This window comes from Streptomyces sp. NBC_00490 (genome assembly GCF_036013645.1).
Classification (GTDB): Bacteria; Actinomycetota; Actinomycetes; order Streptomycetales; family Streptomycetaceae; genus Streptomyces; species Streptomyces canus_F.
On record NZ_CP107869.1, the window covers coordinates 7,597,549 to 7,616,881 of the forward strand.

The 19,333-nt window shown below is 70.5% G+C and carries 16 protein-coding genes; 6 read left to right on the forward strand and 10 right to left on the reverse strand.

All coding sequences use genetic code 11. The features are described 5' to 3' along the window. Nucleotides 1-43: 43 nt before the first annotated feature. Nucleotides 44-1,063: a hypothetical protein gene (locus tag OG381_RS34790; protein WP_327719956.1), complete on the forward strand. Its 1,020-nt coding sequence runs from the start codon at nt 44-46 to the stop codon at nt 1,061-1,063. A 166-nt stretch (nt 1,064-1,229) separates the two neighbouring features. Here OG381_RS34790 and OG381_RS34795 read toward each other — a convergent pair whose 3' ends face one another. From OG381_RS34795 to OG381_RS34810, 4 genes are all read right to left on the reverse strand, one after another. Beyond that, complete coding sequence (locus OG381_RS34795; protein ID WP_327719957.1) at nt 1,230-3,359, reverse strand: 3-hydroxyacyl-CoA dehydrogenase NAD-binding domain-containing protein; 2,130 nt, start codon at nt 3,357-3,359, stop codon at nt 1,230-1,232. Beyond that, complete coding sequence (locus OG381_RS34800; RefSeq protein WP_327719958.1) at nt 3,356-4,582, reverse strand: thiolase family protein; 1,227 nt, start codon at nt 4,580-4,582, stop codon at nt 3,356-3,358. The genes OG381_RS34795 and OG381_RS34800 overlap by 4 nt, the downstream gene beginning before the upstream one ends. A gap of 122 nt (nt 4,583-4,704) precedes the next feature. Then, nucleotides 4,705-5,742 carry a LacI family DNA-binding transcriptional regulator gene (locus tag OG381_RS34805; protein ID WP_327719959.1) on the reverse strand — a complete coding sequence of 346 codons (1,038 nt, stop codon included), beginning with the start codon at nt 5,740-5,742 and terminating at the stop codon, nt 4,705-4,707. Beyond that, on the reverse strand, nt 5,739-8,111 hold the full coding sequence (locus tag OG381_RS34810; RefSeq protein ID WP_327719960.1) for a glycoside hydrolase family 2 protein: 2,373 nt from the start codon (nt 8,109-8,111) through the stop codon (nt 5,739-5,741). The genes OG381_RS34805 and OG381_RS34810 overlap by 4 nt, the downstream gene beginning before the upstream one ends. 161 nt (nt 8,112-8,272) lie before the next feature. Here OG381_RS34810 and OG381_RS34815 point away from each other — a divergent pair, with 161 nt between their 5' ends. From OG381_RS34815 to OG381_RS34825, 3 genes are read left to right on the forward strand one after another with little or no spacing between them, the layout of a single operon-like run. After that, nucleotides 8,273-9,586 carry an ABC transporter substrate-binding protein gene (locus OG381_RS34815; protein WP_327719961.1) on the forward strand — a complete coding sequence of 438 codons (1,314 nt, stop codon included), beginning with the start codon at nt 8,273-8,275 and terminating at the stop codon, nt 9,584-9,586. A 3-nt stretch (nt 9,587-9,589) separates the two neighbouring features. Next, nucleotides 9,590-10,543 carry a carbohydrate ABC transporter permease gene (locus tag OG381_RS34820; RefSeq protein ID WP_327719962.1) on the forward strand — a complete coding sequence of 318 codons (954 nt, stop codon included), beginning with the start codon at nt 9,590-9,592 and terminating at the stop codon, nt 10,541-10,543. Further along, nucleotides 10,540-11,370 carry a carbohydrate ABC transporter permease gene (locus OG381_RS34825; RefSeq protein ID WP_327719963.1) on the forward strand — a complete coding sequence of 277 codons (831 nt, stop codon included), beginning with the start codon at nt 10,540-10,542 and terminating at the stop codon, nt 11,368-11,370. Before OG381_RS34820 ends, OG381_RS34825 begins: the two co-directional genes overlap by 4 nt. A gap of 25 nt (nt 11,371-11,395) precedes the next feature. On the opposite strand, the gene OG381_RS34830 is transcribed toward OG381_RS34825, so the two are convergent. The 3 genes from OG381_RS34830 to OG381_RS34840 form a co-directional block, all read right to left on the reverse strand. After that, nucleotides 11,396-12,700, reverse strand: a complete 1,305-nt coding sequence (locus tag OG381_RS34830; protein WP_327719964.1) for a ribonuclease D — start codon at nt 12,698-12,700, stop codon at nt 11,396-11,398. A 169-nt stretch (nt 12,701-12,869) separates the two neighbouring features. Continuing rightward, nucleotides 12,870-13,532, reverse strand: coding sequence for a response regulator transcription factor (locus OG381_RS34835; protein WP_327719965.1), 663 nt, complete (start codon nt 13,530-13,532; stop codon nt 12,870-12,872). Nucleotides 13,533-13,779: 247 nt separating this feature from the next. Further along, nucleotides 13,780-14,448 (reverse strand): DUF3000 domain-containing protein, encoded by a 669-nt coding sequence (locus OG381_RS34840; RefSeq protein WP_327719966.1) that lies wholly within the window; start codon nt 14,446-14,448, stop codon nt 13,780-13,782. 122 nt (nt 14,449-14,570) lie between these two features. On the opposite strand from OG381_RS34840, the gene hemE reads away from it, so the two are divergent. Next, a complete protein-coding gene (gene hemE, locus OG381_RS34845; protein ID WP_307024704.1) occupies nt 14,571-15,629 on the forward strand; it encodes a uroporphyrinogen decarboxylase in 1,059 nt (352 codons plus the stop codon). A gap of 1 nt (nt 15,630) precedes the next feature. Here the strand turns inward: hemE and OG381_RS34850 are convergent, their stop codons facing one another. Continuing rightward, nucleotides 15,631-16,449 carry a rhomboid family intramembrane serine protease gene (locus OG381_RS34850; protein WP_327719967.1) on the reverse strand — a complete coding sequence of 273 codons (819 nt, stop codon included), beginning with the start codon at nt 16,447-16,449 and terminating at the stop codon, nt 15,631-15,633. Between the two features lie 135 nt (nt 16,450-16,584). On the opposite strand from OG381_RS34850, the gene OG381_RS34855 reads away from it, so the two are divergent. After that, nucleotides 16,585-16,908, forward strand: a complete 324-nt coding sequence (locus OG381_RS34855; RefSeq protein ID WP_046260007.1) for a hypothetical protein — start codon at nt 16,585-16,587, stop codon at nt 16,906-16,908. Between the two features lie 3 nt (nt 16,909-16,911). Here the strand turns inward: OG381_RS34855 and OG381_RS34860 are convergent, their stop codons facing one another. After that, nucleotides 16,912-18,297 (reverse strand): FAD-dependent oxidoreductase, encoded by a 1,386-nt coding sequence (locus tag OG381_RS34860; RefSeq protein ID WP_327719968.1) that lies wholly within the window; start codon nt 18,295-18,297, stop codon nt 16,912-16,914. Nucleotides 18,298-18,324: 27 nt separating this feature from the next. Beyond that, the gene (locus OG381_RS34865) at nt 18,325-19,308 is read right to left on the reverse strand and encodes a DUF4349 domain-containing protein (protein ID WP_327719969.1); all 984 of its coding nucleotides are present in this window, start codon (nt 19,306-19,308) and stop codon (nt 18,325-18,327) included. Nucleotides 19,309-19,333 lie beyond the last annotated feature (25 nt).

Below are 19,333 nucleotides of genomic sequence, written 5' to 3' on the forward strand. Positions count from 1 at the left end.
GGTGACCAGGCAGGGCTCAAGGGGCCACGCATAGAGTGAAGCGGTGAACGGCGACTGGCTCCTCCGCGGCCGCGACGGCCGGCTCAGTGTCTATCTGCCGTCCGGCGAGTCCGTACTCTGCCGGGCCGAGCAAGGGCCCGGCGGCCCCTGGGAAGCGGCTCCGCGCACGGTCGGCGGCGACCAGAAACTCCGCCCGGGCCTCGCGATCGGACAGGGCGGCGACGGCTACGCCCATCTCGTGTCCTGGCGGCCCACCAAACCCGGCGAGTCCGGGCTCGTGCACTCCACGCACTTCCGCCCGCGCCTCGCCGCCCTCGACTGGACGCCCATCGGCCATCCCAACAAGGCGGGCGACCGCACCGGCACACCCGCCGTCGCGGTCGACGCCCAGGGCCGCGCCCATGTCTTCGTCCGCAACAGGGGCGGCGGGGTGAGCATGGTCGCCCAGAAGGAGAAGGGCGGCTGGGACCCGTGGCGGGACCTCAAGGGGAGTGACGTACAGGAGGATCTGGCGGCGGTGACCGGCGAGTCGGGGTGCGTGGAGCTGTACGCGGCCGTCCCCGGCGGCGTCCTGTACTGGCGCCAGGAGAAGTCGGGCGCCCAGCCCGTCCTGACGGAGGCACTGGAGACCCCGGTCCGCCCGGGCACCCTCCGCGCCGTGTCGACCTCCCCGGAGCACACCACGCTCTTCTACACCGACGACGCCGGCGACCTGTGCGCCTGGCGCCCCGGCGGCAAACCCCTCGCCCTCCTCGCCTCGGCGGGCCCCGGCCCGGTCTCCGCCGTCCGCTGCGAACTCGACGGCCACGACTGCACCTTGCTCGCCCAACGCTCCTCCAGCGGCCGCGTGGCCTTCGCCGCGTACCCGACCGAGCAGGAGTCGGCGGGCGCGTGGTGGGCGGAGTCGGGCCCGACGCTCCCGGCGGACGCAGGGGTGTCACTGACGACGGACGAGAACGGCAGAGTGGTGGCGGCAACCCTGTCCCCGTCGTCCGCCCAACTCCTGCTGACCCGGAGAAAGAACGAGCCGGGCCTGGCCCTGGAGGCATGGGAAGCCCCATAAGGGGCGCGGGGAACTGCGCAATCTTTGAGGGGGTCTGGGGGCAAAGCCCCCAGGGACGGGAAGGGCAGGGGCGGCGGGGGCGAGAAGACGCCTTTGCCTCACGCGAAACGCCGGTGCCCCGCACACCGAAACGGCATGCGGGGCACCGGCGTTCACAGCGGAGCGCTTACGCGGGGACGCTGGCCACACCCGGCGCCAGGAACTTCTTCCCGTTCACCCGCTCGGAGACGCCCTCACGGTCCAGGTACGGCGTGATGCCGCCCAGGTGGAAGGGCCAGCCCGCACCCGTGATCAGGCAGAGGTCGATGTCCTGGGCCTCGGCGACGACACCCTCGTCGAGCATGAGCCCGATCTCCTGGGCGACGGCGTCCAGGACGCGGTCGCGGACCTGCTCCTCGGTGAGGACGGAGTCGCCCTGCTTGAGGAGCGCGGCGACCTCGGGGTCCAGCTCCGGCTTGCCGGAGTCGTAGACGTAGAAGCCGCGCTTGCCCGCCTTGACGACGGCCGCGAGGTTCGGGGAGACCGTGAAGCGGTCCGGGAAGGCCCGGTTGAGGGTCTCGGAGACGTGCAGACCGATCGCGGGACCGACCAGCTCGAGGAGGACCAGCGGCGACATCGGCAGACCCAGCGGCTCGACCGCCTTCTCCGCGACCTCGACCGGGGTGCCCTCGTCGATGACGTTCTGGATCTCGCCCATGAAGCGGGTGAGGATGCGGTTCACGACGAACGCCGGGGCGTCCTTGACCAGCACCGCGGTCTTCTTCAGCTTCTTGGCGACACCGAAGGCCGTGGCCAGCGAGGCGTCGTCGGTCTGCTCACCGCGGACGATCTCCAGCAGCGGGAGGATCGCGACCGGGTTGAAGAAGTGGAAGCCCACGACCCGCTCGGGGTTCTTCAGCTTCGACGCCATCTCGGTGACCGACAGCGAGGAGGTGTTGGTGGCGAGGATCGCGTGCGCCGGGGCGACCGCCTCGACCTCCGCGAACACCTGCTGCTTGACGCCGATCTCCTCGAACACGGCCTCGATGATGAAGTCCGCGTCGGAGAAGCCCTCCGCCTTGTCCAGCACACCGGTGACCAGGGCCTTGAGGCGGTTGGCCTTGTCCTGGTTGATACGGCCCTTGCCGAGCAGCTTCTCGATCTCGGCGTGGACGTAGCCCACACCCTTGTCGACGCGCTCCTGGTCGATGTCGGTCAGGACGACCGGCACCTCGAGGCGGCGCAGGAAGAGCAGGGCGAGCTGGGAGGCCATCAGACCGGCGCCGACGACACCGACCTTGGTGACCGGGCGGGCCAGCGACTTGTCGGGCGCACCGGCGGGACGCTTGCCGCGCTTCTGCACCAGGTTGAAGGCGTAGATGCCCGAGCGCAGTTCGCCGCCCATGATCAGGTCGGCGAGGGCGACATCCTCGGCGTCGTAGCCCTGCTGGAGGTCGCCGTTCTTGGCGGCGGCGATGATGTCCAGGGCGCGGTAGGCGGCCGGGGCCGCGCCGTGCACCTTGGAGTCGGCGATGAACCGGCCGCGCGCGACGGCCTGGTCCCAGGCCTCACCGCGGTCGATCACCGGACGGTCGATGACGATCTCGCCCTTGAGGACGGACGCCGTCCACAGCAGGGACTGCTCCAGGAAGTCCGCGCCCTCGAACAGCGCGTCGGCGATGCCCAGTTCGTAGACCTGAGCGCCCTTGAGCTGCTTGTTCTGGTTCAGGGAGTTCTCGATGATCACCGAGACGGCCTTGTCGGCGCCGATCAGGTTCGGCAGCAGGGTGCAGCCGCCCCAGCCGGGGACCAGGCCGAGGAAGACCTCGGGGAGCGAGAAGGCGGGCAGGGCCGCGGACACCGTCCGGTACTGGCAGTGCAGACCGACCTCGACGCCACCGCCCATCGCGGCACCGTTGTAGTACGCGAAGGTCGGCACCGCGATGCCGGCGAGGCGCTTGAAGACCTCGTGGCCGCCCTTGCCGATGGCGAGCGCGTCCTTGTGCTCCTTGAGGAGCTCGACGCCCTTGAGGTCGGCGCCGACCGCGAAGATGAACGGCTTGCCGGTGATGCCGACGCCGACGATGTCGCCGGCCGCGGCCTCCGCCTCGACCTGGTCGATGGCGGCGTCGAGGTTCGCCAGCGACTGCGGGCCGAAGGTGGTCGGCTTGGTGTGGTCGAAGCCGTTGTCCAGCGTGATGAGCGCGAAGCGCCCGGCGCCGAACGGCAGGTCGAGGTGGCGTACGTGCGCGGACGTCACGACCTCGTCGGGGAACAGCTCGGCCGCACCCTTCAGAAGCTCAGCGGTGGTGCTCACTTGTCGCCTCCGGCGTCCTTGTGGTTCGGGTTCTCCCAGATCACCGTGGCGCCCATGCCGAAGCCGACGCACATGGTGGTGAGGCCGTAGCGGACCTCCGGCTGCTCCTCGAACTGACGGGCCAGCTGCGTCATCAGACGCACGCCCGAGGAGGCCAGCGGGTGACCGAAGGCGATCGCGCCGCCGTACTGGTTGACGCGCGCGTCGTCGTCGGCGATGCCGTAGTGGTCGAGGAAGGCCAGGACCTGGATGGCGAAGGCCTCGTTGATCTCGAACAGGCCGATGTCGGAGATCGACAGACCCGCCTGCGCGAGGGCCTTCTCGGTGGCCGGGATCGGGCCGTAGCCCATGACCTCCGGCTCCACACCCACGAAGGAGTAGGAGACGAGGCGCATCTTCACCGGGAGGTCGTTCTCGCGGGCGAAGTCCTCGGAGGCGATGAGGGAGGCGGTGGCGCCGTCGTTGAGACCGGCGGCGTTGCCCGCGGTGACGCGGCCGTGGACGCGGAACGGCGTCTTGAGACCGGACAGGTTCTCCAGCGTGGTGCCCGGGCGCATCGGCTCGTCGGCGGTGACCAGGCCCCAGCCCGTCTCACCGGCCTCCGGGTTGGTGCGGCGCACGGAGATCGGGACCAGGTCGGCCTGGATCTTGCCGTTGGCGTACGCCTTGGCGGCCTTCTCCTGGGAGCGCACGGCGTATTCGTCGGCGCGCTGCTTGGTGATCTGCGGGTAGCGGTCGTGCAGGTTCTCGGCGGTCATGCCCATGAACAGCGCCGACTCGTCGACCAGCTTCTCGGAGACGAAGCGCGGGTTCGGGTCCACGCCCTCGCCCATGGGGTGGCGGCCCATGTGCTCGACGCCGCCGGCGATGGCGATGTCGTACGCGCCGAAGGCGACCGAACCGGCGACCGAGGTGACGGCGGTCAGAGCGCCGGCGCACATGCGGTCGATCGAGTAGCCGGGCACCGACTGCGGCAGACCGGCGAGGATGCCGGCCGTGCGGCCGATGGTCAGACCCTGGTCACCGATCTGCGTGGTCGCGGCGATGGCGACCTCGTCGATCTTCTTCGGGTCCAGACCCGGGTTGCGGCGCAGCAGCTCCCGGATCGCCTTCACGACGAGGTCGTCGGCGCGGGTCTCGTGGTAGATGCCCTTCGGGCCCGCCTTGCCGAACGGGGTGCGGACGCCGTCGACGAAGACGACGTCCCTGACGGTACGAGGCACGATGGCTCTCCTCCAGATGCGGGATGGCACTGCTGCACTGCACAAGCGCTGAGCGCGCGCTCAGGCCCATGCTACTTATGGGTAACGTAGCTGCACAGTCCTGGAGGGTGGAGCGGCGAAGGTCACACCCGCGGGGGAGCGGTCGAGCCGCGCGGGGTGAGGGTCGGGGTGGGCACAGGATGTGATCCCGGCCCCTCGCCCATGATTACTCCGAACAGGGTCCGGGCCGCCTCCGCGCCGAATCCGTGCACGTCATGGCTCATCGCGGACAGCGTGGGATGGGTCAGCCGGCACAGCTGGGAGTCGTCCCAGGCGAGCAGCGAGACGTCGCCGGGCACGGAGAGCCCCATCTCGGCGGCGACCGAGAGACCGGCCACCGCCATGATGTCGTTGTCGTACACGATCGCCGTGGGCCGGTCCGCCGCGTCGGCGGCCAGCATGGACCGCGTCGCCCGCGCCCCCGCCTCCCCCGAGTAGTCGGTCGTCACCTGCCACGCCCCGGCCAGCTCCAGCGTCCGCGCCGCCTCGTCGAAGGCGGCCGTACGCGCCGCGGTGTGCCCCAGCGCGGCCGCACCCCCGACCCGGGCGATCCGCCGGTGCCCGAGCGCCGCCAGATACCGCACCGCCTCCGTCACGGCGGTGGCGTCGTCGGTCCACACGGACGTCAGGCTCCCGGTGAGCGAGGGATGCCCGACCGCGACCACCGGCAGCCCGAGCCGCTCGGCCGTCTCCACCCGAGGGTCGTCGGGCCGGAAGTCGACGAGGATCGCGCCGCCGATCTGCCGCCCCCGCCACCACGACTCCTGGATCCCGACCTCCTCCTCCACGTTCCGCACCAGACGCAGCAGCAGGGAGCACGAGTGCTCGGTCAGCACGCTCTCCACGCCGGAGATGAACTCCATGTAGAAGGGCTCCAGGCCCAGCAGCCGCGCCGGCCGGCAGATCGCGAGGCCCACCACGTCCACCCGCGACCCGGCCAGCGTCCGCGCGGTGAGGTTCGGCGCCCAGCCCAGCTCCCGCGCGGCCTTGAAGATCCGGTCCCGGGTCGTCTCCGCCAACCCCGGCTTGTGGTTGAACGCGAGCGACACGGCACCCTTGGACACGCCGGCACGCGCGGCGACGTCCTTGATGGTGACGCGGGAAGCCGGTTGGGCTGTCATCGGCTGGGCTCCAGGCAGTACAGGGCGGATCGGGCGGCGTCCGGATCAGGAGTCTTCCAGCCGCTGACCCCGATGGTCACCTGTTCGCCGGGCAGCAGCGTCACCAGCCCCCGGTCGGCCCGCGCCTCCGGGTCCAGCCGGTCGGCCTGGAGGAGCAGATCCCGTACGAGACTCCGGGCCGTCACGGTCACCGAGCCCGGCGCGACCGAGACGTCGAAATCCGGCCGCGGGTAGGGGATCTCGCGGTCCGGCACCGGAAAGCGCAGCGCCCGCAGCCCGTCCGCGTCCGCGACCAGGAACTCCTTCGCGCCGACCGGCTCCAGCTCCCCCGGCAGGTCGACGCGCGCCACGGTCCGTGCCCCGGCGGTGAACTCCACACTCGCCTCGCCGATCACCGCCCCCTCGACCGACATCCGCCGCAGCCGCACCGCACCCGCCCACACGTCAGGGCCCTGGTTGACGGCGGCCACGGCTCGCCCCTGAACCGTCAGCAACCGGTCCGCGTAAAGCCTCCGCAGCTCGTGATAGAGCGGCTTCTCCCGCCCGTCCCCGTCGATCGCCGCCCACGACGTCACCGGCCAGCAATCGTTGAGCTGCCACACGACCGTCCCCGCGCACACCGGCCAGTGGGACCGCCAGTGCTCGATCCCGGTGGCCACGGCCCGCGCCTGGTTGACCTGCGTGAGGTAGTGCCACCGGTCGAAGTCCCCCTCGGGAAAGACGAAGTGGCGCTCCAGCCCGCGCCGCAGCTTCCCGTTCCCGTCGTCGGCCTTCTGGTGGTGCAGCATCCCGGGGGAGTCCGGCACCAGCTCCTCACCCGGCAGCGCCCGCCGCAGCGTCGCGTGGGCTGGCGGCGCCTGCCACCCGAACTCGGCCATGAACCGCGGTACTTCACGCCGGTACTCCGCGTAGTCCTCCCGGTTCCACACCTCCCACGAGTGCCGCGTCCCGTGCGCCGGATCGTTCGGATGCCGCTCCCACGACCCGGACCACGGACTCCCCGCCGTGTACGCCCGCGTCGGATCCAACTCGGCCACCACCCGCGGCAGTACGCCCAGGTAGTACCCCTCGCCCCAGGAGTCCCCGGCGAGGCGTTCCTCCCAGCCCCAGTCCCTGAACCCCCACAGGTTCTCGTTGTTGCCGTTCCACAGCACCAGCGAGGGATGCGGCATCAGCCGTACGACGTTCTCCCGCGCCTCGGCCTCCACCTCGCCCCGCAGCGGCTGCTCCTCGGGATAGGCCGCGCACGCGAACGGGAAGTCCTGCCAGACCAGCAGCCCCAACTCGTCGCAGGTGTCGTAGAAGTCCGAGCTCTCGTAGATCCCGCCGCCCCAGATCCTGACGAGATCGACGCCCGCCCCGGCGGCCTGCGCCAGCCGCTCCCGATACCGCTCCCGCGTGATCCGCGACGGGAACACGTCGTCCGGGATCCAGTTGACGCCCCGCGCGAAGAGCCGCTCACCGTTGACGACGAAGGTGAAACCGGTGCCGTGCTCATCGGCCGACCGGTCCAGCTCCACCGTGCGGAAACCGACCCGCCGCCGCCACACATCCAGCACGTCGTCACCGTGCAGCAAGGTCAACTCGACGTCGTACAAAGGCTGTTCGCCATACCCGCGCGGCCACCACAGCCGCACGTCGGGCACGTCGAGCCGTACGACCCCACTCGCCCCGTCGAGGGAAGCGCGCACCCGCACCCCGCCCACCGTCGCCTGGACGGCGAGCGACGCCTCGACCCGGGTCCGCTCGACCTCGACGGCCAACTCCACGATCCCCAGGCCCTGTTCGGCGTCAACGGTCACCAGTGGCCGCACCCGCGCGATCCGGGCCGTCGACCAGTGCTCCAGCCGCGCCGGCCGCCAGATCCCGGCCGTCACCAGGGTCGGCCCCCAGTCCCAGCCGAAGGAGCAGGCCATCTTGCGGATGTACTGGAAGGGCTCCTGATACGCGGCCGGCCGCTCCCCGAGCTTGCCGCGCACCGCCTCGGCCTCGGCGTAGGCGGAGGCGAACCGCACCGACAGCCGTCCTTCCAGGCCGGTCACATCGAAGCGGTACGAGCGGTGCATGTTCCGAGTCCGCCCCAACAGCCGCCCGTCCAGACGGACTTCGGCGGCGGTGTCGAGGCCCTCGAAGACGAGGTCGGTCTGCTCGTGGGCCGAGTGTCCCGAGCCGGCCCGCAGCCGCGTCTCGTACGTCCACTCCCGCCGCCCCACCCAGGCCACCTCGGTCTCGTTGCGCCCGAGAAAGGGGTCCGGGATCACCCCCGCGGCCAGCAGGTCGGTGTGCACGCAGCCCGGCACCGCGGCGGGGAGTTCGCTCCCCTCGTGCAGCAGGATCCATCCCTCGCCGAGCGGTGTGTCCTGACGCATGCGCACTCCCTAAACCGATCAAGTCCAGTTGCCGAGAAGCGATGGAAACAGTTTGGCATCGTTGGCGAGATAGGGACTTTACCGGTTAAGAAAACGTTGTCAGAGTTCGGAACCAGCCAACCCGCTCGTGCTCGTCCGTCCCAAGAACGGAGCTGACGCACATGAACCGCCGTACAGTCCTGGCCCTCGCCGTGGGAGCCGCCCTGCTCATCCCGGGGTGCACCGGCACCGGGGGTTCCACGAAAGGCGCCGACGCCAAGGCAGCCGACGACCCGTCGAAGGTCAGCGGAACCATCAAAGTCCTCACCGTGCGGACCGACCTCGTGCAGGACGGCACGATGAAGAAGTACGCCGCCGAGTTCAACAAGACCTACCCGAAGGTCAAGGTCGAGTTCGAGGCCCTCACCAACTACGAGGCCGAAGTCAAGATCCGTATGAACACGGAGAACTACGGCGACGTCCTGCTGATCCCCGCGGTCATCAAGAAGGCCGACTACCCGAAGTTCTTCGCCTCGCTCGGCACCCAGGCCGAGCGCGGCAAGAAGTACCGCTTCACCGACTTCACCACCGTCAACGGCAAGGTCTACGGCCAGAGCCCGGTCGGTGTGATGCCCGGGTTCGTCTACAACAAGCGCGTCTGGAAGGAGGCCGGGATCACCGAATGGCCCACCACCCCGGCCGAGTTCCTCGAAAGCCTCAAGGCCATCAAGTCCAGGACCGACGCCATCCCGTACTACACCAACTTCTCGGCCGGCTGGACGCTCACCTCGTGGACGTACGTCGACGGCGCCGTCCACTGCGACCCGCAGGCGACCACGAAACTGGCCGAGGGCGACCCGTGGGCGAAGGGCGCCGACCTGCGCGTCGGCGACACCCTGCTCCACGACATCGTGAAGTCGGGCCTCATCGAGAAGGACCCCACGACGAGCAACTGGGAGGAGTCCAAGCCCCGGACCGCGAAGGGCGAGATCGCGACACAGTGGCTGGGCACCTGGGCCATCGTCCAGTTCCAGGACGCCGCCAAGAAGGCCGGGGCCAACCCTGACGACATCGGCTTCATGCCCTTCCCGTCGCAGACGAACGGCAAGTTCTGCGCGACCGTCGCCCCGGACTACAACCAGGCCGTCAACGTCCACTCGAAGCACAAGGAAGCGGCCCGCGCCTGGATCGACTGGTTCACCGACAAGTCGAGCTACGTCGAGGACAACCTGGCCATCTCCCCGCTCAAGGACGCCCCCATGCCCGAGGTCCTCAAGCCGTACGAGGAGGCGGGCGTCGAGCTCATCGAGGTGGACGACGCCAAGGGCGCCGAGGTCAAGCAGATCGACAACACCTCGGAGGTCGGCATCTACGCCCCCGAGTACCGCCAGAACCTGGTCGACCTGGCCCGGGGCGCCCGCAAGGGCAGCCTCGACGACTTCCTCGCCGACCTCAGCGAGCGCTGGACGGACGCCCAGAAGACCGCGGGGTCCTGACCGATGACGGACACCACTCACAAGGCGGCGGAGAAGACCGCCACGGGGGCGGCACCGGCCGTCCCCGTCCCGGCCCCCGCCGCCCGCAAGCACCGGGTGTGGCGCGGGGTCACCCCGTGGCTCTTCCTCCTGGCCCCGCTCGCGCTGCTGGTCACCTTCACCTACGCGCCGATCGCCAACATGGTGGCGTACAGCCTCACCGACTGGGACGGCGTGAGTCCCGAACTGCACTACACGGGCGTCGGGAACTACGAGGAGATCTTCACCCGTCCGGAACTCTTCGAGGTCTTCTGGGTCAGCGGCTACTACCTGGCCGCCTCCGCCCTGCAGATCGTCGCCGCGCTCTACTTCGCGACGATCCTGAGCTTCAACATCCGCTTCCGGAACTTCTTCAAGGGCGTGCTGTTCTTCCCGTATCTGATCAACGGGGTGGCGATTGGCTTCGTCTTCCTGTACTTCTTCCAGGACGGCGGCACCCTCGACTCGGTCCTGAGCCTCTTCGGAGTGACGACCGACCACGCCTGGCTCGGCACCCCGGTCTCCGCGAACACCTCGCTCGCCGGCGTCTCGATGTGGCGCTATCTGGGCCTGAACTTCGTCCTGTTCCTGGGTGCGATCCAGTCGATCCCGGGGGAGCTGTACGAGGCGGCCGAACTGGACGGCGCGAACCGCTGGCACCAGTTCCGCTACATCATCGCGCCGGGCATCAAACCGGTGCTGACGCTGACGGTCATCCTCTCGATCTCCGGCTCGCTCTCGGCCTTCGAGATCCCCTACATCATGACCGGCGGCGCCACCGGTACCGAGACCTTCGTGATCCAGACGGTGAACCTGGCCTTCCGCTTCAACAAGACGGGCCTCGCCTCGGCCGCCGCGGTGGTCCTGCTGCTGATCATCCTGCTGGTGACCTGGGTCCAGCGGCGTCTGGTGCCCGACGACAAGGTGGATCTCGTATGACACGCCACGCGGTGTCCCGCACCCTCGTGTACCTGTCCCTGATCGCCGCGACCGTGGTGGTCCTGCTCCCGCTGGTCGTCGTCCTCCTGACCTCCCTCAAGTCGGAGACGGAGATGGCGAACTCGAGCGGCGCCCTGGACCTCCCCGACAACCTGCTGAACTTCGGCAACTACGCGTCGGCGTTCCGCGACGGCGAGATGCTCTCCGCCTTCGCCAACACGGCGGTCATCCTGCTGGTCTCGATCGGCGGCACGGTCCTCATCGGCTCGATGACCGCGTACGCCATCGACCGCTTCACCTTCCGCTTCCGCAAGCTGGTGGTGGCGCTCTTCCTCGTCGCCGCGCTGGTCCCCGGCGTCACGACCCAGGTGGCGACCTTCCAGATCGTCAACAGCTTCGGCATGTTCGACACCCTGTGGGCGCCGATCGCGCTCTACATGGGCACCGACATCGTCTCGATCTACATCTTCCTGCAGTTCGTCCGGTCGATCCCGATCTCCCTGGACGAGTCGGCCCGCCTGGACGGGGCCAACACGTTCACCATCTACTGGCGGATCATCTTCCCGCTGCTGAAGCCCGCGATCGCGACGGTGGTGATCGTGAAGGGGATCACCGTATACAACGACTTCTACATCCCCTTCCTCTATATGCCGTCGGAAGATCTTGGCGTGATCTCGACGTCCCTCTTCCGCTTCCGAGGCCCCTACGCGGCGCACTGGGAGGTCATCTCGGCGGGAGCGGTGCTGGTGATCCTCCCGACGCTGGTGGTGTTCCTGAGCCTGCAACGCTTCATCTACAACGGCTTCATGCGAGGAGCGACGAGGTGACGCGCCCCGAAAGGGGCGCGCGGAACTAGGCGGACAAGGCACTCACGAGAACCGGAGTGACAAGCTCCACCTGCCAGGGCCGAGCCCCGTACCCCGCGAGCGCCGCCCCCACGGACTCCGCGTCGACACCCTTCGGCGGCTCCCAGCAGACCCGCCGGACCGTGTCCGGAGTGATCAGGTTCTCCTGGGGCATGTTGAGCCGCTCGGCCAGCGCGGAAACCCCGGCGCGGGCCGCGGACAACCGGGCCGCGGCGGCGGGGTCCTTGTCGGCCCAGGCGCGTGGCGGCGGCGGCCCGGTGACCGGCTGCCCGGGCGCGGGCAACTGCGTCTCGGGCAGCCCCTTGGCCCGATCCACGGCCGCCTGCCACTGCTCCAGCTGCCGCCGCCCCATCCGCTGTCCGTACCCGTTCAGCGCGGCGAGGGCCTGGGCGTCGGCCGGCAGCGCCAACGCCGCCTCCACGATGGCCAGGTCGGACAGCACCTTGCCCGGCGACACGTCCCGCCGCTGGGCGATCCGGTCGCGCGTCTGCCAGAGCTCCCGCACCACGGCCAGCTGCCGGCGCCGCCGCACCTTGTGCATCCCGGACGTCCGGCGCCAGGGATCCTTGCGCGGCTCGGCAGGCGGCGCGGCGGCGATCGCGTCGAACTCCTGTCGCGCCCACTCCAGCTTCCCCTGCCGGTCCAGCTCCTTCTCCAGCGCGTCCCGCAGGTCGACGAGGAGCTCCACGTCCAGCGCCGCGTAGCGCAGCCACGGCTCGGGCAGCGGACGGGTCGACCAGTCGACGGCGGAGTGTCCCTTTTCGAGTACGAAGCCCAGGACGCCCTCGACCATCGCGCCGAGGCCGACCCGGGGGAACCCGGCGAGCCGTCCGGCGAGCTCGGTGTCGAAGAGGGAGGTGGGCACCATGCCTATCTCGCGCAGACACGGCAGGTCCTGTGTGGCGGCGTGCAGCACCCACTCCACCCCGGAGAGCGCCTCGCCGAGCCCGGACAGGTCGGGACAGGCCACGGGGTCGATCAGCGCGCTCCCCGCGCCCTCGCGGCGCAGCTGGACCAGGTAGGCACGCTGTCCGTAGCGATAGCCGGACGCGCGTTCGGCGTCGACGGCGACGGGTCCGGAGCCGGCCGCGAACGCGGCGATCACCCGGGCGAGGCTGTCCTCGTCGGCGACCACGGGCGGGATGCCCTCGCGCGGTTCGAGCAAAGGAATCGGCTCTGGACCCGGTTCGGGTTCGGGCGCCCCCGTAACAGAAGATCCGCCGTCGTCCGGAGGGGCGCCTCCGGTGGTTCGCAGTGAGCTGTCTGCTGCGGTCTCTTGGGCGTCGGTCACCTGTCAAGGGTATCTGTGTATGGACAGCGCCCGCCGACGGAACGTTCCGTCGACGGGCGCTTGAGGGTCGTAAACCAGTCAGGTCGGTGAATCCCTCGGGTTCACGACCGATCGGGGGCGTGTCCCGGATCCAGGACTGATCCGGTTCACGTCCGTGAAGGGTGGAAGGTCAGTGGATGATGCCCGTCCGCAGGGCCACCGCGACCATGCCGGCGCGGTCGCCGGTGCCCAGCTTGCGGGCGATACGGGCGAGGTGGCTCTTGACGGTCAGCGCGGACAGGCCCATCGAGACGCCGATGGCCTTGTTGGACTGGCCCTCCGCGACCAGTCGCAGCACCTCGACCTCGCGGCCGGAGAGCTCGCGGTAACCGCCCGGGTGGCTCGGGGCACCCGGGGGGCGGCGGTGCATTCCGGCGGCGCGGGAGCCGATGGGCGCGGCGCCCGGTCGGGTGGGGAGCCCGACGTTGGTACGGGTGCCGGTGACGACGTAGCCCTTGACGCCGCCCGCGAGGGCGTTGCGCACGGCGCCGATGTCGTCGGCCGCGGAGAGGGCGAGGCCGTTGGGCCAGCCCGCGGCGCGGGTCTCGGACAGGAGGGTCAGGCCGGATCCGTCGGGCAGGTGGACGTCGGCGACGCAGATGTCACGGGGGTTGCCGATACGGGGACGGGCCTCGGCGACGGACGAGGCCTCGATGACATCGCGGACACCGAGCGCCCAGAGGTGGCGGGTGACGGTGGAGCGGACGCGCGGGTCGGCCGCCACCACCATCGCGGTCGGCTTGTTCGGGCGGTAGGCGACCAGGCTTGCGGGCTGCTCGAGGAGAACGGACACCAGGCCTCCTGGGGTGGGGGACGGCTGTGAGGTCACAGACGTCTTCGGCATCAAACCCGTAGGCCTTTAGAGAAAGATCACGATCTAGTGAGTAACAATCCGTGCAATTCGGACACGCGGTCGATCGTTCGGTGAACGAATCGGTTCGTTCGAGGGCTCGTTCGCGACTGAAAGTGGCCGTATCGACAAAGTGATGTCAAAGAGGACGTCAAAAGGCGACGCGAAGACCGTGCCGATGGGGGTGGTGTCAGCGGGACTGCGGTCCCCGCCGCTGCGGCAGCGTCACCACCGACGCGTCGCCCGGGCCGGCCGGCGGCAGGCCCGCGACCTGGGCCAGCAGATCGCACCAGGCCGTCAGGTGACCCGCCGTGTCCGGTACGCCGCCCAGGCCCTCACGAGGCGTCCAGGACGCCCGGATCTCGATCTGGGAGGCGGGCGGACGCTCGGCGAGGCCCCCGAAGTAGTGGGAGCTCGCACGCGTGACCGTGCCGCTCGGCTCACCGCACGCCAGCCCGCGCGCCTGGAGCGCACCCGTCAGCCACGACCAGCACACGTCGGGCAGCAGCGGGTCCGCCGCCATCTCCGGCTCCAGCTCCGCCCGCACCAGCGTCACCAGCCGGAACGTGCCCCGCCAGGCGTCATGACCGTCCGGGTCGTGCAGCAGCACCAGCCGGCCGTCGGCCAGATCCTGGTCGCCGTCGACGACCGCGGCCTCCAGCGCGTACGCGAAGGGCGCGAGCCGCTGCGGCGCGCGCGTCGGCTCCACCTCGATCTGCGGCCGGAGCCGGGCCGCCCTCAGTGCATCGACGGCGGCCCGGAAGAGTGGCGGAGCGTCACTGCTCGCATTCCGGTCCCCCTCCTTCGCGTCGTCCATTCCGCCAGCGCCGTCCGACAGTCGTCCCTGAGCCGCAGCCATGCGGGAAGATTAGGGGAACCATGGCTCGGCGCGGGCCAGACACCCCGGGGCCCGCCACGGGGGCCCTCGCGGATGCCGACCGGCGTGGAGAACCGCCCTTGCCACCGTGCGAGACTTTCCCCGTGAGTGCCAACGAGAGCCAGCCGCCGACCGCCACGTACGATTCCGCCTTTCTCAAGGCCTGCAGGCGCGAGCCCGTGCCGCACACCCCGGTGTGGTTCATGCGGCAGGCCGGGCGCTCACTGCCGGAGTACCGCAAGGTCCGCGAGGGCGTCGGCATGCTCGAGTCCTGCATGCGGCCCGAGCTGGTCACCGAGATCACCCTCCAGCCGGTGCGCCGGCACGACGTGGACGCGGCGATCTACTTCAGCGACATCGTCGTCCCGCTCAAGGCCATCGGCATCGACCTCGACATCAAGCCCGGCGTCGGCCCGGTCGTCGAGAAGCCGATCCGCACCCGCGCCGACCTGGCCCAGCTGCGTGACCTCACCCCCGAGGACGTCTCCTACGTCACCGAGGCGATCGGCCTGCTGACCCGCGAACTCGGCGCCACCCCGCTGATCGGTTTCGCGGGCGCGCCTTTCACCCTTGCGAGTTACCTCGTCGAGGGCGGCCCGTCGCGGACGTACGAGAACGCCAAGGCGATGATGTACGGCGACCCCGAGCTCTGGGCCGACCTGCTCGACCGTCTCGCGGAGATCACGGCCGCCTTCCTGAAGGTGCAGATCGAGGCGGGCGCCTCGGCGGTCCAGCTGTTCGACTCGTGGGCCGGCGCCCTCGCCCCGGTGGACTACCGCCGCTCGGTGATGCCCGCCTCCGCCAAGGTCTTCGACGCGGTCGCCGGGTACGGCGTGCCGCGCATCCACTTCGGTGTCGGCACCGGTGAGCTCCTCGGGCTGATGGGCGAGGCCGGCGCGGACGTCGTCGGCGTCGACTGGCGCGTCCCGCTCGACGAGGCGGTCCGCCGGGTCGGCCCCGGCAAGGCGCTCCAGGGCAACCTCGACCCGACCGTCCTGTTCGCCGGCACCGAGGCCGTCGAGGCCAAGACCCGTGAGGTGCTGGAGACGGCGAAGGACCTCGAGGGCCATGTCTTCAACCTCGGCCACGGTGTCATGCCGTCCACCGACCCGGACGCGCTGACCCGGCTCGTGGAGTACGTCCACACGCGGACCGCCCACTGACCTACCAGGTGTGCCGGGGCCGTGCCTTCCTGCCGAACAGCAGACCGCGCGGTTCCGGCGGCGCAGGCGTGCCCGCCTTGAGCGGCCAGGCGAGCAGCATGCCCGCGAGGAAGCCCACGACGTGCGCCGCATACGCCACCGTCCCGGCGTCGGAGACGCCCTCGCCGGACGAGTACACCGCCTGCAGCACGAACCAGAAGCCCAGCACCAGCCAGGCCGGCAGCCGGAGCGGCAGGAAGACCAGGAACGGCACCAGCACCCACACCCTGGCCTTCGGATACAGCACCAGATAGGCGCCGAGCACCCCGGCGATGGCCCCGGACGCGCCGATCAGAGGGTCGCCCGAGTCGTCGTTGAGCAGCGCGAAGCCGTACGACGCCGCGTAGCCGCAGACGACGTAGAACAGCGCGAACCGCACATGGCCCATGCGGTCCTCGACGTTGTTGCCGAAGATCAGCAGGAAGAGCATGTTGCCCAGCAGGTGCAGCCAGCCGCCGTGCAGGAACATCGCGGTGAACACGGATTGCACGGGTGACTTGTCGTACGCCGGCGGGCCGACCGCGCAGCCCGCGCCGCCCGGACTCACGCCACCGGTGGGGACCATCCGCGGCAGCTGATGGTGGATCAACTCCTGGGGCACGGCGGCGTAGTGATCGAGGAACGCCTGCAGATGGCAGAGCTGGGACAGACCGCTGTCGCCCGCCACGGAGCCGGCGAGGCCGGGCATGTACAGGAAGACCAGTACGTTCGCGGCGATGAGCGCGTACGTCACCACGGGGGTGCGACGCACCGGGTTCACGTCATGGACGGGGATGACCACAAGGAAGTACTGCCCCCGATGTGGTCCGCGAATCGGTGCCGTGTCTTGAACGCGGGCACGCACGCGTGCGTATGACTCCTCAACCGTCCGCGGCACGGGGAAGGCGGGTCGCGGGGTGAACGTGAGGAACAGGCGATGAACGACCGAGTTACCCCTCCGATACACGCACTGCCGGACGGCGAGGCGGAAGTGGCCGTCGTGCTGCGGCTGCCCTGGGAAGACGTGGCCCGGCTGGGCCAGGACGCGGGGCGGCTCGCCTCGCAGATGCAGCGACCCGTGACCCTCGACGAGGCGGTGAGCCACCGGCTGCGGTCGACCCGGCCCGCGGCCCACGCGAAACCGGCGGGGGAGCAGCCGCCGGCGGTGGCCGCCCCGAGCGCCTCCGTCTCGTCCCTGCCGCCCCGTCCCGCCGCCGACCAGGCCCGCCAGGCCATCGAGAGGATCAACGGCTCGGCATAACCGTCAGGAGGCCCGCACTTTCAGCGCGGCCTTGCGGGCCGCCACCAGTACCGGGTCCCACACCGGGCTGAACGGTGGGGCGTAGCCCAGGTCCAGGGCTGTCATCGCCTCCACCGTCATCCCGGCCGTCAAGGCGACCGCCGCGATGTCGACCCGCTTGGCCGCGCCCTCCCTCCCGACGATCTGCACACCGAGGAGCCGCCCCGTGCGGCGCTCGGCGAGCATCTTGACCGTCATGGGGGAGGCGCCGGGGTAGTAGCCCGCGCGGGACGTGGACTCGACGGTGACCGTCTCGAACCGGAGCCCCGCCCGGCGCGCGTCCTTCTCCCGCAGACCCGTGCGGGCGATCTCCAGGTCGCAGACCTTGCTCACGGCCGTGCCGACCACGCCCGGGAAGGTCGCGTAGCCGCCGCCCACGTTCGCGCCGATGACCTGGCCGTGCTTGTTGGCGTGGGTGCCGAGCGCGACGTGCCGTTCCTGTCCGGAGACCAGGTCCAGGACCTCCACGCAGTCGCCGCCCGCCCAGATGTTCTCGTGGCCGCGCACCCGCATGGCCAGGTCGGTCAGCAGCCCGTCGTGCTGCCCCACGGGCAGCCCCGCTGCCTTGGCCAGCGAGGTCTCAGGGCGTACGCCGATGCCCAGCACCACCACGTCCGCCGGATACTCCGCGTCCTGCGTGGCCACCGCGCGCACCCGGCCGTCGTCGCCGGTCAGGACCTTGGTGACCTCGGCGTCGTTGACCATGGTGATCCCCATGCCCTCCATCGCCTCGTGCACCAGGCGGCCCATGTCCGCGTCGAGCGTGGACATCGGCTCGCTGCCGCGGTTGACGACGGTCACCTCGTAGCCGCGGTTGATGAGGGCCTCGGCCATCTCGACCCCGATGTACCCGGCGCCGACCACCACCGCGTCGCGGCCACGCGTGCGTGCCAGCGTGTCCAGCAGGGCCTGGCCGTCGTCCAGGGTCTGCACACCGTGGACGCCCGGTGCGTCGGCCCCCGGCATCTGGGGGCGGATGGGGCGGGCGCCGGTCGCGATCACGAGTTTGTCGTACGACGTCCAGGACTCGGCCCCCGAATCGAGGTCACGCGCGCGTACCCGCTGCCCGGCCACGTCGATCTCCGTGACCTCCGTGCGCATGCGCAGATCGATGTCACGGGCCCGGTGCTCCTCGGGCGTACGCGCGATCAGCTGATCGCGCTCCTCGACGTCGCCGCCCACCCAGTACGGGATGCCGCAGGCCGAGTACGAGGTGAAGTGGCCCCGCTCGAACGCCACGATCTCCAGTTCCCCGGGCCCCTTCAGCCGACGCGCCTGCGACGCCGCGGACATTCCCGCGGCGTCACCGCCGATCACGACCAGCCGTTCGCTCGCAGCGCTCATGTTCATGCGAACACGCTACGTGGGCAGGGCATTTCAGTCCTGCTCGCCCTGCTGCTCGGTGCGTCCGGGCTGCGGTGCCGGGCGGGCCGTCGGCAGGGGACCCAGGGTGCTCAACGCGCCCGCCGGGGTCGGGCGGCGGGGCAGCCGGGGGCGTACCCAGCGCAGCCAGATCAGGAGGATCAGGGCCAGTACCGCGGCGAAGGGCAGCACCGCGGCCACGGCGACCACGATCCAGCGCAGCATCGACACGAACGCGCCCCAGCCGCCCGCCAGCGCGTCCAGGACCCCCGGGTCGTCGTCCTCGGTGGCCTTCACGACCGGCTTCTCGGACAGGGACAGGGTGATCGTGGCCAGGCTCGTGCGGTCCTTCAGGGACGCCTGCCGGGCGAGCAGCGCCTCCAGGTCGGCCTGACGGGTGCTCAGCTCGCCCTCCAGGGTGACCACATCGCTGAGCTTGGTGGCCTGGTCCATCAGCTCCCGGATCCGGGCCACGCTCGCGCGCTGCGTCTTGATGCGGCTCTCCACGTCGACGACCTGGTCGGTGACGTCCTGCGCCTTCGCCTTGCGCTCCATCAGCTTGCCCGAGCCCTCCAGCTCGGCCAGGACCTCCTCGTACCGGTCGGCGGGCACCCGCAGGGTCACCTGCGTCTCCTCGGTGCCCTCCTCGTCGCGGAAGGTGGCCTCCTTGCCGACGTAGCCGCCCGCGTTCACGGTGGCCGTACGGGCCGCTTCCAGCGCCTTCGGTACGTTCTTGACCTGCACGGTCAGTTCGGCGGTACGGATGATGTGGCTCGTCGGGAGCTCGGGCGCGGTAGGGGCCTGCTTGCCGCCGCCGGCCGCGTCGTCGGCGGCGGCGCCCGGCGCGGCCTCCTTGGCCTGCGACTGGCCAACGTCGGAGTCACCCGAGGCGCCGCCGGAATCGTCCCCCGAGCCGCTGCAGCCGGTCAGGGCGAGAGCCGCGGCGAGCAGGAGCCCGGCCAGGGCCTGGACCGGTCGTACGGAACTTCGTGCGCGCATGGGCCTACCCCCGAGGGTCGTGACG